This is a genomic window from Flavobacterium sp. GT3P67 (assembly GCF_004349155.1).
GTDB lineage: Bacteria > Bacteroidota > Bacteroidia > Flavobacteriales > Flavobacteriaceae > Flavobacterium > Flavobacterium ranwuense.
On record NZ_SMLF01000001.1, the window covers coordinates 522,869 to 537,266 of the forward strand.

The 14,398-nt window shown below is 31.9% G+C and carries 16 protein-coding genes; 5 read left to right on the forward strand and 11 right to left on the reverse strand.

The genetic code is table 11. From position 1 onward, the window contains the following. Positions 1–102: 102 nt before the first annotated feature. Both E0H99_RS02260 and E0H99_RS02265 read right to left on the reverse strand, forming a co-directional pair. On the reverse strand, positions 103–1,137 hold the full coding sequence (locus E0H99_RS02260) for a glycosyltransferase family 9 protein (RefSeq protein ID WP_131990765.1): 1,035 nt from the start codon (positions 1,135–1,137) through the stop codon (positions 103–105). A gap of 48 nt (positions 1,138–1,185) precedes the next feature. Next, entirely contained in the window at positions 1,186–1,791 is a 606-nt protein-coding gene (locus E0H99_RS02265) for a DUF4254 domain-containing protein (RefSeq protein ID WP_131990767.1), read from the reverse strand. An 86-nt stretch (positions 1,792–1,877) separates the two neighbouring features. Here E0H99_RS02265 and upp point away from each other — a divergent pair, with 86 nt between their 5' ends. After that, positions 1,878–2,531 carry a uracil phosphoribosyltransferase gene (upp, locus tag E0H99_RS02270; RefSeq protein WP_131990769.1) on the forward strand — a complete coding sequence of 218 codons (654 nt, stop codon included), beginning with the start codon at positions 1,878–1,880 and terminating at the stop codon, positions 2,529–2,531. Here the strand turns inward: upp and E0H99_RS02275 are convergent. Continuing rightward, the gene (locus E0H99_RS02275) at positions 2,526–3,455 is read right to left on the reverse strand and encodes a DUF6427 family protein (RefSeq protein WP_131990771.1); all 930 of its coding nucleotides are present in this window, start codon (positions 3,453–3,455) and stop codon (positions 2,526–2,528) included. The genes upp and E0H99_RS02275 overlap by 6 nt on opposite strands. Positions 3,456–3,598: 143 nt before the next feature. Between E0H99_RS02275 and E0H99_RS02280 the strand changes: the two genes are divergently transcribed. After that, positions 3,599–3,829: a DUF6341 family protein gene (locus tag E0H99_RS02280; RefSeq protein ID WP_131990773.1), complete on the forward strand. Its 231-nt coding sequence runs from the start codon at positions 3,599–3,601 to the stop codon at positions 3,827–3,829. Positions 3,830–3,860: 31 nt separating this feature from the next. Here the strand turns inward: E0H99_RS02280 and purD are convergent, their stop codons facing one another. Next, a complete protein-coding gene (gene purD, locus E0H99_RS02285) occupies positions 3,861–5,135 on the reverse strand; it encodes a phosphoribosylamine--glycine ligase (RefSeq protein ID WP_131990775.1) in 1,275 nt (424 codons plus the stop codon). 96 nt (positions 5,136–5,231) lie between these two features. On the opposite strand from purD, the gene E0H99_RS02290 reads away from it, so the two are divergent. From E0H99_RS02290 to E0H99_RS02300, 3 genes are read left to right on the forward strand one after another with little or no spacing between them, the layout of a single operon-like run. Beyond that, positions 5,232–5,513 (forward strand): type II toxin-antitoxin system RelE/ParE family toxin, encoded by a 282-nt coding sequence (locus E0H99_RS02290; protein ID WP_131990777.1) that lies wholly within the window; start codon positions 5,232–5,234, stop codon positions 5,511–5,513. A gap of 10 nt (positions 5,514–5,523) precedes the next feature. After that, positions 5,524–5,826, forward strand: coding sequence for a HigA family addiction module antitoxin (locus E0H99_RS02295; protein WP_131990779.1), 303 nt, complete (start codon positions 5,524–5,526; stop codon positions 5,824–5,826). After that, complete coding sequence (locus tag E0H99_RS02300; protein WP_131990781.1) at positions 5,826–7,136, forward strand: phenylacetate--CoA ligase family protein; 1,311 nt, start codon at positions 5,826–5,828, stop codon at positions 7,134–7,136. The genes E0H99_RS02295 and E0H99_RS02300 overlap by 1 nt, the downstream gene beginning before the upstream one ends. Here the strand turns inward: E0H99_RS02300 and E0H99_RS02305 are convergent. The 7 genes from E0H99_RS02305 to E0H99_RS02335 all read right to left on the reverse strand — a co-directional run bounded on the left by E0H99_RS02305 (position 7,120) and on the right by E0H99_RS02335 (position 14,384). Next, positions 7,120–7,893: a glycosyltransferase family 2 protein gene (locus E0H99_RS02305; protein ID WP_131990783.1), complete on the reverse strand. Its 774-nt coding sequence runs from the start codon at positions 7,891–7,893 to the stop codon at positions 7,120–7,122. The genes E0H99_RS02300 and E0H99_RS02305 overlap by 17 nt on opposite strands. Before the next feature lies 1 nt (position 7,894). Continuing rightward, positions 7,895–9,184, reverse strand: coding sequence for an exopolysaccharide biosynthesis polyprenyl glycosylphosphotransferase (locus E0H99_RS02310; RefSeq protein WP_317128643.1), 1,290 nt, complete (start codon positions 9,182–9,184; stop codon positions 7,895–7,897). A 62-nt stretch (positions 9,185–9,246) separates the two neighbouring features. After that, positions 9,247–10,230, reverse strand: coding sequence for a UDP-glucuronic acid decarboxylase family protein (locus E0H99_RS02315; protein WP_131990787.1), 984 nt, complete (start codon positions 10,228–10,230; stop codon positions 9,247–9,249). A gap of 58 nt (positions 10,231–10,288) precedes the next feature. Further along, a complete protein-coding gene (locus E0H99_RS02320) occupies positions 10,289–11,416 on the reverse strand; it encodes a glycosyltransferase (protein WP_131990789.1) in 1,128 nt (375 codons plus the stop codon). Beyond that, entirely contained in the window at positions 11,403–12,593 is a 1,191-nt protein-coding gene (locus tag E0H99_RS02325; RefSeq protein WP_131990791.1) for an O-antigen ligase family protein, read from the reverse strand. The genes E0H99_RS02320 and E0H99_RS02325 overlap by 14 nt, the downstream gene beginning before the upstream one ends. Further along, positions 12,590–13,387: a glycosyltransferase gene (locus E0H99_RS02330; RefSeq protein WP_131990793.1), complete on the reverse strand. Its 798-nt coding sequence runs from the start codon at positions 13,385–13,387 to the stop codon at positions 12,590–12,592. Before E0H99_RS02330 ends, E0H99_RS02325 begins: the two co-directional genes overlap by 4 nt. After that, a complete protein-coding gene (locus tag E0H99_RS02335) occupies positions 13,380–14,384 on the reverse strand; it encodes an O-antigen ligase family protein (RefSeq protein ID WP_165930244.1) in 1,005 nt (334 codons plus the stop codon). Before E0H99_RS02335 ends, E0H99_RS02330 begins: the two co-directional genes overlap by 8 nt. Between the last annotated feature and the right edge of the window lie 14 nt (positions 14,385–14,398).

Genomic DNA, 14,398 nt, shown 5'->3' on the forward strand with positions numbered 1-14,398 from the left:
ATAGTATTATTCCCACTAAAAATTTAGAATTATTTTGTTATTAAAATGTTAAAGTTATTCTTACATAAAAACAACAAAAAAGTGAAGAAATTAAAATCTTACTTATTGTTTGCCGGCATTTAAAACCTTTATAATAGAATCAACAGTAATCGTTCGCATGGCGTTTTCATAACCTTCCACTTTTTTATTTCCGTACACCGAAGTAGGTAATTTTGGAAATTGATTTCTGTCCGAAATCAAAGCATTTTCTAAAGGTTGATTGAAAGGTGAAAATCCCGCATAAGGATGTGTGACCCCCCAAAGCGTAATCACTTTTACTCCGAGCATGGCTGCTATATGTGCATTTCCGGAATCCATCGAAAGCATCGCATCCAGATTGCTGATGAGCTGTAATTCCTGCTGAAATGTGAGTTGCCCCGCCATGTTGATGACGTTTTCTTTGTTGGAAGCAAGCGAATCCAACAGTTGAATTTCTTTTTTTCCGCCACCAAAAAGCAAAATTTTATATGCTGTCCCGAAACTTCGGGATTCTGATAATTGATTAATAACTTCCTGCATTAAATCCAACGGATACACTTTAGAATCATATTGTGCAAAAGGAGCAATTCCTATTAGTTTGTGATTTTTTTGTCCAATTATCGCTAGAATTTCTAGACTCAAAACTGCTTTTTCAGGAAAAAGTGTCTCGACACTTGGTGATGATAAATCAACTGTAAAACCGAGTTGTTCGAATACTTTAACATGTCTTTCAAACATGGTTGGCAGTTGTTTGAAAACTTTATTTTCGGGTTGGGTTAAGGCTTTTTTTTCCGCTCTGCCTTTATCAACTGAAGCTGTTTTTTTTCCCCTAAAAGCAAAAAGGTTTCGGACGATTTTAGAACGCAAAACGTTGTGTAAATCGGCAAAAGCATCGATTTCTAAACATTTTAAATCTTGGAACAAACGCAACAATCCTAAAAACCCTTTGTGTTTTTCTTTTTCATCGAAAGCAAAAAAAGCAACATTGGGAATTCCTTCGAAAAAAGGTTTAAAAAAAGGTCTGGAGATGATCGTGATTTTAACTTCGGGATGCTGCTTTACAAAAGCGCGTAAAACAGGAACCGTCATAGCGACATCTCCCATTGCGGAAAGTCTCATGACGGCTATATGTTTGATAGTATTTGACAATGCTAAGTTTGTCAAAAATTACTTCTTGTTTTGGTACAAAACAGGATTCAAATCATCATCGTTGTACATTTTCATTTGTTTGTACACTTTCATGAATTTATTCCCATTTTCGATGTCTGTCAATAAATCATCAATGGCCAAAGACAAGTCTGTTCTTTGTTCCAATAAAATATTCAATTTAGCTTGACATTTGTCTCTGTGATCTTGTGAAGCTTCGGCACGAGTGGCTTCTTCATTCATGTGATAAATTTTCAATGCCAAAATAGACAATCTGTCAAAAGCCCAAGCCGGACTTTCTGAGTTGATTTTCGCTTCGTCTTTTACCTTTACATGACTGTATTTTTGAAGAAAATAACTGTCAATATATTCCACCATATCAGTGCGTTCTTGATTAGAAGCATCGATTCTTCTTTTCAAAGTCAAAGCAGCAACAGGATCAATATTTGGATCACGAATAATATCCTCAAAGTGCCATTGCACGGTATCAATCCAGTTTTTATGATACAATAAATGTTCGAATTTATCTTTTGGAAAAGGATTATTAATCGGTTGGTCAACATTATCAAACTGATGATAATCTTTAATACTTTGTTCGAATACGGAGTACGCTAATTTTGAAAACATATCTTTATATTTTAAAGGACAAAGATACTTTTTTATACTTTTATAGATTATAAAATTAAGTATAAGTTTAATTACAAAATAAAAATATGCAAATTCATTATTTATCAGAAGGCAATAGCATCCTAAATCATTTTTTGGGACAAATTCGAAATGTAAATATTCACAATGACAGCATGCGTTTCCGAAGAAATATTGAACGTATTGGCGAAATAATGGCGTATGAATTAAGTAAAAAATTACATTACAAAAACATACAAATTGAAACACCATTAGGTATAAAAAAAACAACCGAAATTAAAGATCAATTGGTTTTATGTTCCATTTTACGAGCTGGATTACCCTTGCATTTGGGGTTTTTGAATTACTTTGACAATGCCGAAAATGGTTTCGTCTCCGCCCTTAGACATCATCCCAACAATGACGACTATTTTGATATATTGGTGCAATATCAAGCTATTGCTGATATAAATGAAAAAAATCTGGTATTAGTCGATCCTATGCTTGCTACTGGACAATCAATAGTTGCTGTTTACAATAAATTAATGGAAAGAGGTACGCCAAAAGAAATTCACATTGCAGTTGTAATTGCCGCACCAGAAGGCATTGCTTATCTTGAAAAACATTTGCCGGAAAACTGTCATCTTTGGGTTGCTACATTAGACGAAAAACTTAATGAGCATAGTTATATCGTTCCCGGACTAGGAGATGCAGGAGATTTAGCGTACGGTGAAAAATTATAATTGGGAGAAAAAAGCAAAAAGACTGCAGGCAGTCACCACATACATAACTAATTCTTGATTTAATTTTTCTTGAGGAATTTCAATATGGCTGGTTGCCATCATGGCCAAAGGCGCAAATGTAAACGGCAACAAATCATTACTTTTATTAGCCGAAATTAAAAAAATCAGTACTCCGATAAAGAAAGATGCGATGATTTTTTTGAAAGAAGTATGCAACAATTGTGGTCTGTTTGATAATGTGGCAAACATAGAAACCAGAAAAAACAAAGCGATTGTGGCATAGATTGACAAAGCACCGTTTTGATAATTATTCGTAAAATAGTTGATTTCAAAATTAATTTGTACACTTTTAATGATGTATTCAATGACATTCAAATCGAAAACCGTTGCATAAATCATGAACAGGATTCCAACAATAAAGAAAGCGATAAAAGGTAATATCCAGTTTCTATAATCTCTGGAAACATGGAAAATTATTGATATGAAAACCAGCACTATGAAAATTATACTCCAAAAATGAAATAGTGCAGCCAGAAAAATCCATAACGAAGCATCAAATATTTTTTCTTTGGAAGCTTTCAGGGATTGCAATGAAATCAATCGGCGAAGCGCCAATAGAATAAAGAAATTAGACAAAATCAGGTTTAAATTATCTAATATTGAAGGAAAAAAAAGTAGAAACAAAAAATAAAAAAAAACCGTGTAACTACTGTCTTTACTCAATCCGTTTTTCTTAGCAACAAAATTCGTGATAAAAACAGAAGCCAATAAAACACAAAACAACATTCCTTTTTTTAAAATTAATAAAAAGGAATTCATCCAGAATAAATCTTGAAATTGGTATATAGAAAAGAAAACCAGCATTAAAATTACGACCAATGAAAAATTTAATGGTGTAGATTTTCTAAAAATACTTGTTATCATAAGGATATTTTATACTTTTGTGTTCGTAAATATAATACTTGTTTAAAAAGTAAACCCTGGAAGTTCAAAAAGATTCTTCAAAATAAGAGTTTTTAATACCCAGAGTTCCTCAAAAACAATTAATAAAATTAATTTTATACATTATGAAATCATTTTTCGAAGGAATAGAATACTTATTTGTAAAGATTTTATTTGCTCCACTAGACTTTTTACGCTCATTAGAGCTTACATCTTGGTTTGCTGCTAATACAATCAACTGGATTTTCATGATTATTTGTGCTTCGGCAATGGTATATTGGATCAAACAATTGAAAATTTTTGAAGACGCCGGAACTGAGAAGCAAGATACTACCGCTCACTCTTTCTTAAAATAAGAATTAAAAAAAAGTGAACGATAATTGGAAACTATTTTAAGTCGTTTCCAATATCTTTTCTAAAATACATCTTATCAAAATTTAGTTTAGCTATGTTTTGGTAAGATTTTTTTATGGCCTCTTCGAAATCATTCCCATACGAAGTTACTGTTAAAACCCTTCCTCCGTTTGACACTATGTTTCCGTTATCAAGTTTAGTTCCTGCGTGAAAAACAATAGAATCCTCAATGGTTTCTAATCCTGAAATCACTTTTCCTTTTTCGAAATCCTCCGGATATCCGCCAGAAACAACCATAATTGTAGTTGCACTTCTTTCGTCAATTTCCAGATTAATTTCGTCCAGTTTTTCATTGGCTACAGCCAAAAATAACTCTACTAAATCGGTTTTCAATCTTGGGATAACCACTTCGGTTTCCGGATCGCCCATTCTCACATTGTATTCTATTACGATTGGTTCGTTATTCACATTGATTAACCCAATGAAAACAAAACCTTTATACGGAATTCCGTCTTTTTGAAAACCATCAATAGTAGGTTTTACAATGCGTGTTTCGATTTTTTCCATCAAAACGGCGTCAACGTAAGGAACTGGAGAAACAGCTCCCATTCCGCCTGTATTTAATCCTGTATCGCCTTCGCCAATGCGTTTGTAATCCTTGGCTGTTGGCAATATTTTGTAGTTTTTCCCATCCGTAAGAACGAAACAGCTTAATTCTATACCGTCAAGAAATTCTTCGATTACCACTTTAGAACTGGCGTCACCAAATTTTTGATGAACCAACATGTTTCTTAATTCTTCTTTGGCTTCTGCCAAATCCTGAATAATCAAAACTCCTTTTCCGGCGGCTAAACCATCTGCTTTTAAAACATACGGAGGTTGCAATGTTTCCAAAAACTCGCATCCTTTCTCTACTGTTTCCGCAGTAAAACTATCGTAAGCAGCTGTTGGAATTTTATGCTTGATTAGAAATTCTTTAGCAAATTCTTTACTTCCTTCCAGTTGCGCACCAATTTTTGAAGGACCGATAACCGGAATATGACTTAATGCCGCATCGTTTAGAAAAAAATCATAAATCCCTTTTACCAAAGGATCTTCTGGTCCTACCACAACCATTTCCACTTTTTCCTGAATAACAAACGTTTTTATAGCTTCAAAATCAGTTGGACTAATATCAATATTCTTGGCTATTGTTGCTGTTCCAGCATTTCCTGGGGCTACAAAAAGGGTATCACATAGCGGACTTTGAATCATTTTCCATGCAAAAGCATGTTCTCTTCCGCCTGAACCTAGTAGTAAAATTGTCATGGTGTAGTTTTCTTTAGTTGTGGTGCAAAAATAGTTCGTTTTATGTTGAAATAATAATTTTTTTTACTTACTTTTGACGTTAGTAACGCAAAAGATATGATAATTTCATTTGGATCTAAAGAAACCGAAAAAATATGGAATGGAATTGTTGTAAAGAAACCTTCAATAGAAATACAGCAAATTGGTAGAAGAAAATTAAGAATGCTAAACAATTCTCAAGATTTGATCGATTTAAGAATTCCTCCGTCTAACCGATTAGAAAAATTAAATGGCAATTTAAAAGACTATTATAGCATTCGAATTAATAATCAATGGAGGATTATTTTCATTTGGAAAGACGGAAATGCAACTGAGGTAGAAATTATAGATTATCATTAAAATAGTCAAAATGGAAAAATTAAAAAACATACATCCGGGTGAAATTTTATTAGAAGAATTTCTTATTCCTTTGGAAATAACAGCATACCGATTATCTAAAGATTTGAAAATTCCGCAAACCAGAATTTCTGAAATCACTAAAGGAAACCGACGAATTACGGCTGATACCGCTTTGCGGTTGAGTCTGTATTTTGGTAACTCGGCAAAATTTTGGTTGGGTCTTCAAGATGATTTTGATATTGAAGAAGAAAAGGAAAATAAAGCCGAAGAATTGCAATCTATCAAACGTTTTGACATTCCAAAAGTAGCGTGATGTTTCCACTATTCGACTTATCGCTGCAGCTAAATGGCTTCCAAATGAAGGAAGCTAAAGCCGAATTGCGGAAAATTGTAGCATTTTCTGAAAAGGAACATGAAGTTTTCGTTGAAAATAAAAAAACGGAAATTGTCAATTTTCATTTGCAAAATAATACTTTTTATAAAGATTTAGCAGGAATGACAACTTTTACAAACTGGGAAGACTTGCCCGTTTTGAATAAAAAAAACTTACAAAAACCATTGCTTGAAAGGCTTTCTAAAAATTATTCTCCTAAAAACTGTTATGTTAATAAAACATCCGGTTCCAGCGGGACTCCGTTTATTTTTGCCAAAGATAAATATTGTCATGCGTTGACTTGGGCTTCTAACAAGTACCGCTTTGGTTGGTATGGAATTGATTTTAATACTTCCTACCAAGCGCGTTTTTATGGAATTCCAATGGATTTTATTGGAAACAAAAAAGAACGTTTCAAGGATTTTTTGAGTCATCGGTTTCGGTTTTCCATTTTCGATTTATCGGATGACGTTTTAGAAAAGATTCTGAAAAAATTTCAGAATAAAAAATTCGATTATATCAATGGATATACCAGTTCGATTGTTTTATTTGCTAAGTTTTTACTAAAGAGAAACATCATATTAACCACAATTTGTCCCACTTTGAAAGTATGCATGGTAACTTCTGAAATGCTTTTTGAAGAAGATAAAATACTTTTAGAAAAACAATTTGGCATTCCTATTGTCAATGAATACGGTGCTTCTGAATTGGATTTAATTGCTTTTCAAAATCCTAAAGATGAATGGCAAATTAATTCCGAAACGCTGTTTGTAGAAATTTTGGATGACAATAACAAAGCCGTTCCTAACGGCACTGCAGGCCGAATTGTAATCACTTCCTTGTTCAATAAGGCGCATCCGTTCATTCGATATGACATTGGCGATATTGGAATTCTGGACGAAAAAAGCACGTTACAAAAACCGATTCTCAAAAAATTAATAGGCCGGACCAATGATGTCGCTATTTTACCAAGTGGGAAAAAATCCCCTGGACTTACTTTCTATTATGTGACAAAAAGTATTATTGAAGACGACGGAAATGTAAAAGAGTTCATAATCAAGCAAACGAAAATTGATACTTTTGAAATAGAATATGTGAGCGAAACCGAATTAAATTTGGCACAAATTCAAAAAATTGAAGAGGCGATTTCTTTGTATCTGGAACCCAATTTAAAATTTAATTTTCTTAGAAAAAAATCTTTAGAAAGAAGCAACAGAGGAAAATTGAAGCAGTTTAAATCAATGATTTAACGTAACGTGGTTTTATCATTAATTGCGTAAACAAAAACCCCGTCATACAAAGTATTGAGACAACTACATTAAACCCATGAAACGTTCTGTAAACGGCAAAATTATGTCTTAACAGCTCATATTTAGAAGCCGAAATTGAGTTTTCTCTGATTCTGTAAAAAGCTAAACTTTCCGGAACGGGTTGTGCGGTTTTTATTTTCTTAAGAATTATAAGCCAATGTATCCAATCCTGGCGTTTTCGAATAGAAGAAACAGTTATTTTTCCGAAGTAATTTACGTCATAGATCCCTGTTAGATTCCCAACATAATTACAAAAAAACAACTGACGATAAGAGAGGTTTCTTGGTGATTCGACTCTCCTATTGAGCGATTCTCCTGCTTCATTAATACATTCGTAAAACGAAAAAGTAAACGGTAAATTATGTTTTTTGAGAAAATCAATTTGTAGCTCTAACTTGAATGGTTTCCACAAATCGTCTGCGTCTAAAAAGGCTATATATTTTCCGGCTGCTTTATTCAAAGCGGTATTTCTGGCAATTCCGGTTCCGGAGTTTGTATCGAGCTGAAAAAGTTGAATTCTATTATCTCGACTGGAAATTTCTTTTATTATTGAAACCGTTTGATCGGAAGAACAATCGTCTACAATAATCATTTCCCAATTTTTATAGGTTTGATTCTGTACTGACAAGATTGTTTTTGCGATAAATTTTTCACAATTGAAGGATGGCGTTATTATGGACACAAGCGGTTTTTCCATCTTAATATGCTTTTTCTTCTCCCTTTAAAGTATTGTATACCGTGATAAAAATAATCTTTATATCTAATAAAATAGACCAATTTTCCATGTAAAAAATATCGAATTTTACTCTATTTATAATATCCACATCTGTTTCGACTTCACCTCGAAACCCTTTTGTTTGAGCAAGTCCCGTGATTCCTGGTTTAATAAAATGACGCACCATGAACTTATCAATTTTTAGCGCATACATTTTAGCGTGGCTAACCATATGGGGTCTAGGACCAACGACTGACATTTGACCTAATAAAACATTGAAAAATTGTGGTAACTCATCGATACTTGTTTTTCGTATAAACCGTCCTGTTTTGGTAACTCGAATATCGTTTTTGGAAACTTGTTCCAAATCAGCTTGATCATTTAGTTCCATCGATCTGAATTTGTAACAGTTGAATTCTTTATAATTTAATCCATTCCTCTTTTGTACAAAAAACAAAGGTCCTTTAGATTCCCATTTTATGACAATCGCTAAAATTGGTATGAGCCAAGATAGTACACCCAAAATTATTATTACAGAAAACAAAAGGTCAAAAACACGCTTAACGACCTTGTTTAAGGTATCGTCAAGCAATATATTTCTTAACGAAATTACAGGGATATAGTCATAATATTCAAATGTAAAATTTCGGGAAAGGATTTGTTTTTCGTCAGGAATAAATTTTAAAGTTTTTAAGTTGTTATCCGCAAAATAGACAATGTCGTTAATCTGTTTTTGTGTCAAATCACCCATAGAGCAATATATTTCGTCTATTTTATGCTCTAAAACAAATGCAAAACTTTCTGACAGATGATTCCTTTTATCATGTCCTAAGTCGAAAACTTTCTCTAATTTATACCCATAATCTGGATTTTCTGTAAAAAAAAGTTGCAGTGGATTGATACTTTTATTATTTCCCAATAACACTACTGTCCTAAAATTTCCTCCAAAAAGTACTCTGTATTTCTTTAGAAAAAAATAGATAAATAATTTGATAATCAGAATTATAAATAATGAAGTCGAAGTAAATAAAATAATCTTTTTGAAACTCGAATCTTCAGAATCTGAGAAAGCTAATGCAAGACAAAATAGTGTAAATAAAATCCCTTGTTTCATTGCACAATTTAGTATAGAAATTACTTTAGTGTATCTATATACCTCATAAAAACCTAAACTGGCCGCTATAATAAACCATGCAGCACTAATGAAAACTGAATAAAAAACTTTATTAACAGGGAAATCTGTCAAATATACCAATAGTATATTGATAACCATAAGGTCTATTAAAAATGAAAATGGGCGAATATAGCCCGAGTATCTCCCTGTTTTGGTTTTCACTAGCTTATGTACTTAGAAAAATCTTTATGCTCTTCTTTGGAAAGCTCTTCTTTAGATAATGATTTAAAGTAATCATAGGTGATTTTCATTCCTTCGGCACGACCTACTTTGGCTTCCCATCCCAGTAATTCTTTTGCTTTCGTGATGTCAGGCTGACGCTGTAAAGGATCATTTATAGGTAAGGGATGATACACTACCCTTTGATTAGTTCCTGTCAATTTTATAATTTCTTCGGCAAAATCCTTGATGGTAATTTCATCTGGATTTCCAATATTTACCGGATAAACATAATCCGAGTGCAATAATCTGAAAATACCTTCGACTTGATCGTCTACGAAACAAAAAGAACGCGTTTGCATTCCATTCCCAAAAATAGTTAGATCTTCACCTCTAATAGCCTGACCGATAAAAGCCGGAATTACTCGGCCATCATTTAATCGCATCCTTGGCCCATACGTGTTGAAAATTCTAACAATTCTAGTTTCTACTCCATGAAAAGTATGGTACGCCATAGTTATAGATTCCTGAAAGCGTTTCGCCTCATCATAAACACCTCTTGGTCCAATGGTATTTACATTTCCATAATATTCTTCGGTTTGAGGATGAACCAATGGATCTCCATATACTTCGGAAGTAGATGCTATAAGAATTCTCGCTTTTTTAACTCTTGCTAATCCTAAAAGATTATGTGTTCCTAAAGAACCAACTTTTAAAGTTTGTATCGGAATCTTTAAATAATCTATCGGACTTGCCGGTGATGCAAAATGAAGTATATAATCTAAATTACCCGGAACATGAACAAACTTCGTGATATCATGGTGATAAAATTCGAAATGTTCGAGTTTAAACAAATGCTCAATATTTTTTAAATCTCCAGTAATGAGATTATCCATCCCTATAACAAAATAACCTTCTTTGATAAAACGGTCACAAAGATGTGATCCTAAAAACCCTGCGGCTCCGGTGATAAGTATTCTTTTCATAAGTGATTTTTATACTGAACAAATGTAGTTGAATTGCTAATTATAAAAAACACTTTCATTATTTAACTTTTTGTGATAAATAAATGGCTTCTAAGTCTTTTATTTTTTCAATAATATTATAATTCAATTCAAAGGTTTTCTTTGCATTTATTGAAAACACTGCATGTTTATTTTTATCGTTTAATAATTGAATGACTTTTTTACTAAACCTAATTGTATCGTTTTCATTGATTAAATATCCGTTATAATTATCTACTATTAAGTCCTTATTCCCATCACAATTTGATACAATGCAAGGAATCGATAGCGCCAAACTTTCAATTACAGAATAAGGCAAACCTTCATACCGTGCAGTTGAAATATACAATTGTGTTTTACTTATTATGTGAAGCACATCTTCTCGCGAGGCCCAATCTAATAGTGTTATGTTATTTGATAAATCAAATTCTGAAATCATTTTTTTTATCATTCGCAACTGGCTCGCATAATGACCAACACCCATAATCACTAAATGAATATCCTGCTGTTTTTTTACTTCATAAAAAACGCGAATCATTTCATCAATATTTTTTTGATAACATGGTCTTCCCACCGTACAGATATAGTTATCGGGCCAAGTTTTCTTTATGGATAAAGAATTTATTTCTGTTAAAGGTCGTATGGCGTTGTTAAAAAGCAATACGTTTTCTTCATCAAATCCTACTTCATTAATAGCTCGATTCATTTCGGACTTTGAAGAAGCTAAAAGAGTGACATTCCCTTTGGATAATAATTTTTCAATGAACAGAAAAACCATTCTTTTAAAGTTATTATTTGTACTTAAATAGGAGAATGCCTGCGGAGTATATACAACCGGAATTCCCGTTAAAATTGCAACCATCCTTCCAATTACACCGCCTTTTGCACTATGACAATGAATTAAGTCTGGTTTTTCCTTTTTTAGTATTCTGTATGTTTTTATTATTGAGATAAAATCATTTGCAATCGCTATTTCTCTCGATATAGGAAATTTATATTCGGCAACAAGTACTTTATTTTTATCATAAAATCCTTCTTTTGTATCAACAATTCCATGGATTACGATATTTTCAAACTGTAATGGATTGCTGTTTTCAAGAATTAGTCGCAACGAAACATCAACACCTCCTACGGAATGGAGAATATGGGCAATTTTAATTTTTTTCATCCCTATATTTTGCGGTTATAGAAAATACGATTGCGGTTAAATAACAGCCAAATTGTCTGTTTAATACATTTTCCATTAAAAAAAATAACGTTAAAGAAACAACGATTGAAAAAAAGTAAAAATTTCCTATAGCATTTTTCATCATAGAAAAAATAAAAAATAAAAACAGTCCCAATCCTAAAAAACCACCAACTAGAAAAAAATCAATAAATTGGTTATGAGAATTATATTTTTTAGCTAAAAACCATGCTTTTTTACTTTCATTTGTAATAGAATCAGCATAACATTCAACGTATTGTTCCTGCATCCAATTGAAGCTTTTACTTCCAAAAATTAAATTAAAATCAGACGAACGAATTATCTCTGATGCACAACTCCAGATTACAACTCTTGGTTCATAATCTTTCATCGTTTGAAAACTGTCGGCGACAAAAAATCTGTTTGACAAATTTTTATAACTCAACAAAGCAGTAAATAAGGCTAGAAAACAAACTGTAATAATTATTGCTTTTTTTATAGCGGATAAACCCGAATAGAATAATAGATAAATTAAAGCGACTCCAATTAATGTGATTAAAGACAATCTTGCCGCAATAAAAAAGATAAAAATTCCAAAAAACAAACCCAAAACCAATAGTCCTTTCTTAAATTTTGGAAATTCTTTTACCATATATAGGCATAAAATTAATGCGACAAGGCACATAAATCCCATGTATGGCCTTTCTATTATCAAAATTCTATTTACGTCTTCTCCATTACTGAAAGGAAGCGTTTTATCCTTTAAATAATAAACTGAAGTGTTAATTAGAGCAATAATCGTAGCGATAAAAACCGATGTTATAAAAACCCAAATTATTTTATTTCTTGGAACGGGAATAAATACTATTGGAAGTGCAATTACTATTAAAAATCGACTAAAAATATTTACTTCGTTACCAATTGATGAACTGAAAATAGACTTAACTAGGAGATACAGGAAAAGTAACCCAAAAGGATAAAAATAGTGCTTTTTTGGAAAAACTATTTCTTTTTGATAAAGCAATACGGCATAAAACAACAGAGCAACACCTAAAATAATATTGGGTATTGATTTTGAAAAAGACAACGCCAATACTAATAATAGAATAATATTGCGATAGCTTTCTTCCTTTGAAAACACACTCATTCTTTGAATCATTCTTTGAGCCTTTTTATTTTTTGAATTATCGAATGGGGTAAAATATACAAAATCAGATTTTTAATAATTCCGTAAACAGGCCAAAAACCAAGATAAAAATTATCTTTAATAATCCTTATTCTGCTCCAGACTTGTACTTTCCTTTTTGAAAACGAAATCCCTGATGGATTAATTTCATATTGTAGCAGAAATTCTGGCAGATTAGCCGTTTTGAATTCTTTTACAATTTTAAAGAAAAAAGCATAATCCTCAGCAGCTTTATAATTTGTGGGATACTTCCCAACAATAGCTATAATGTTTTCTGCAAACATAACTGTTGGATGAAGAAACATATTGTTAGTAAACATTTTGTTCTTTATTTTTTGGTTCTTTTCTGGAAGTAAAGTCTTGTATAAAAAATTACCTTTTGGATCCACCGCAATAGCATTCGAACCTACTAATTTTATTTCAGAATTTTCAACCAGAAATTTTTCTTGTATTTCAAACCGTTTACCAATACAAGTATCCCCACAATCCAATCGAGCAATAAAATGATATAGATTTGTCTTTACAATATAATCTAAGCCATGGTTCAGCGCAGATTCAACCCCTTCATTATTTTCTAAATAAATATAAGTAATTTTTCCTGTTGATTTGAAAGCGCTATTTATAGCTGTTTCGTTAATTCTTTCATTGATGCTCCCATCATCCACAATGACGACATCCAATGCTTCTGAAGCTTCTATTGATGCCACAGATGCCATTAATCCAAGCGGATTATTATAGTGAGGAATTAAAAGAATAACCTTATTCATTTATCGTTATTTTTTCTTGAGACAATCGCATCAAAATTGCTAAGGAAAGCCAAATACCATAAATTCTAAAAGTATCTATCTGCAACCAATTAATAAATAAACCTGAAAATGAAATTAATAGTATATAAGACAGGATTTGCTTCTCTCCACTACTGTTTTTTATGAATATTTTTGTTTGTTTTATAGAATAATAAATTAATGCCAATAGAATCAAAAACCCAATTATACCCGTTTCTGCCAACAATCTGGTATAAAGATTATATCCCGGAGGGAATGATTTTACATTCTTATTCTTATATATCAAATCAAACTCATAATTATCTTTTGTAGCCCAAGTTGGATAATGTGTTCTGCTGTGATACGTTTGTTGTCCAAAACCAACCCCAACAATAGGATTTTCCTTAAAAACCTGTAACGAAGCATATTGCATTCCAAATCGGGATTTATTTGAAATATTATTCTTTAAATTTCCTTGAAAATCTAATGATTCTACTTTTTCAGTCAATGCTTTAGTAACTTTTTCTCCATTAAAAATAAGCATTACCGAAAAAAGTGCAAAAAAACCAATCAAAGAATAAACAACATAAACTTTGAATCTTTTATCCTTATACAATATTGTCGTAAAAATAAATAGCTGAAAAAAAACTACTATTAAACCTGTTCTTGAACCTGAGAAAAAAGTCAGTAGCAGTATTGCAATTGTTGGAAAAAACTTCCAAATTCCTTTTTCTGTCAGAATATAACTAAACATCCAGCCAGCAATTGTAATTAAATAAATAGCTAGAAAAGGCGGTTCATAAGCTATAGATGAGATTCTACCTAATCCTGCAATTTTAACTTCTAAAAAAGGAAAATAATCAAAAAGTTTTAAAACTGGAAACACTGAATTTATGCCAAAATAAGAAACCAAAATTTCTAAAAATCCGTAAATTGAAGCAATAACTAACGAATAGAAAAATGCCTTTCTAATTTTAAAAAGGATTTCTTTTAGATCCATTTTTATAAAGACAT

What these genes read in the sequence shown, in the direction of transcription:
- E0H99_RS02260 (WP_131990765.1), bottom strand. Translation starts at nt 1,137, where the DNA reads ATGAGACTTTCCGCAATGGGAGATGTCGCTATGACGGTTCCTGTTTTA.
- E0H99_RS02265 (WP_131990767.1), bottom strand. Translation starts at nt 1,791, where the DNA reads ATGTTTTCAAAATTAGCGTACTCCGTATTCGAACAAAGTATTAAAGAT.
- upp (WP_131990769.1), top strand. Translation starts at nt 1,878, where the DNA reads ATGCAAATTCATTATTTATCAGAAGGCAATAGCATCCTAAATCATTTT.
- E0H99_RS02275 (WP_131990771.1), bottom strand. Translation starts at nt 3,455, where the DNA reads ATGATAACAAGTATTTTTAGAAAATCTACACCATTAAATTTTTCATTG.
- E0H99_RS02280 (WP_131990773.1), top strand. Translation starts at nt 3,599, where the DNA reads ATGAAATCATTTTTCGAAGGAATAGAATACTTATTTGTAAAGATTTTA.
- purD (WP_131990775.1), bottom strand. Translation starts at nt 5,135, where the DNA reads ATGACAATTTTACTACTAGGTTCAGGCGGAAGAGAACATGCTTTTGCA.
- E0H99_RS02290 (WP_131990777.1), top strand. Translation starts at nt 5,232, where the DNA reads ATGATAATTTCATTTGGATCTAAAGAAACCGAAAAAATATGGAATGGA.
- E0H99_RS02295 (WP_131990779.1), top strand. Translation starts at nt 5,524, where the DNA reads ATGGAAAAATTAAAAAACATACATCCGGGTGAAATTTTATTAGAAGAA.
- E0H99_RS02300 (WP_131990781.1), top strand. Translation starts at nt 5,826, where the DNA reads ATGTTTCCACTATTCGACTTATCGCTGCAGCTAAATGGCTTCCAAATG.
- E0H99_RS02305 (WP_131990783.1), bottom strand. Translation starts at nt 7,893, where the DNA reads ATGGAAAAACCGCTTGTGTCCATAATAACGCCATCCTTCAATTGTGAA.
- E0H99_RS02310 (WP_317128643.1), bottom strand. Translation starts at nt 9,184, where the DNA reads ATGGTTATCAATATACTATTGGTATATTTGACAGATTTCCCTGTTAAT.
- E0H99_RS02315 (WP_131990787.1), bottom strand. Translation starts at nt 10,230, where the DNA reads ATGAAAAGAATACTTATCACCGGAGCCGCAGGGTTTTTAGGATCACAT.
- E0H99_RS02320 (WP_131990789.1), bottom strand. Translation starts at nt 11,416, where the DNA reads ATGAAAAAAATTAAAATTGCCCATATTCTCCATTCCGTAGGAGGTGTT.
- E0H99_RS02325 (WP_131990791.1), bottom strand. Translation starts at nt 12,593, where the DNA reads ATGATTCAAAGAATGAGTGTGTTTTCAAAGGAAGAAAGCTATCGCAAT.
- E0H99_RS02330 (WP_131990793.1), bottom strand. Translation starts at nt 13,387, where the DNA reads ATGAATAAGGTTATTCTTTTAATTCCTCACTATAATAATCCGCTTGGA.
- E0H99_RS02335 (WP_165930244.1), bottom strand. Translation starts at nt 14,384, where the DNA reads ATGGATCTAAAAGAAATCCTTTTTAAAATTAGAAAGGCATTTTTCTAT.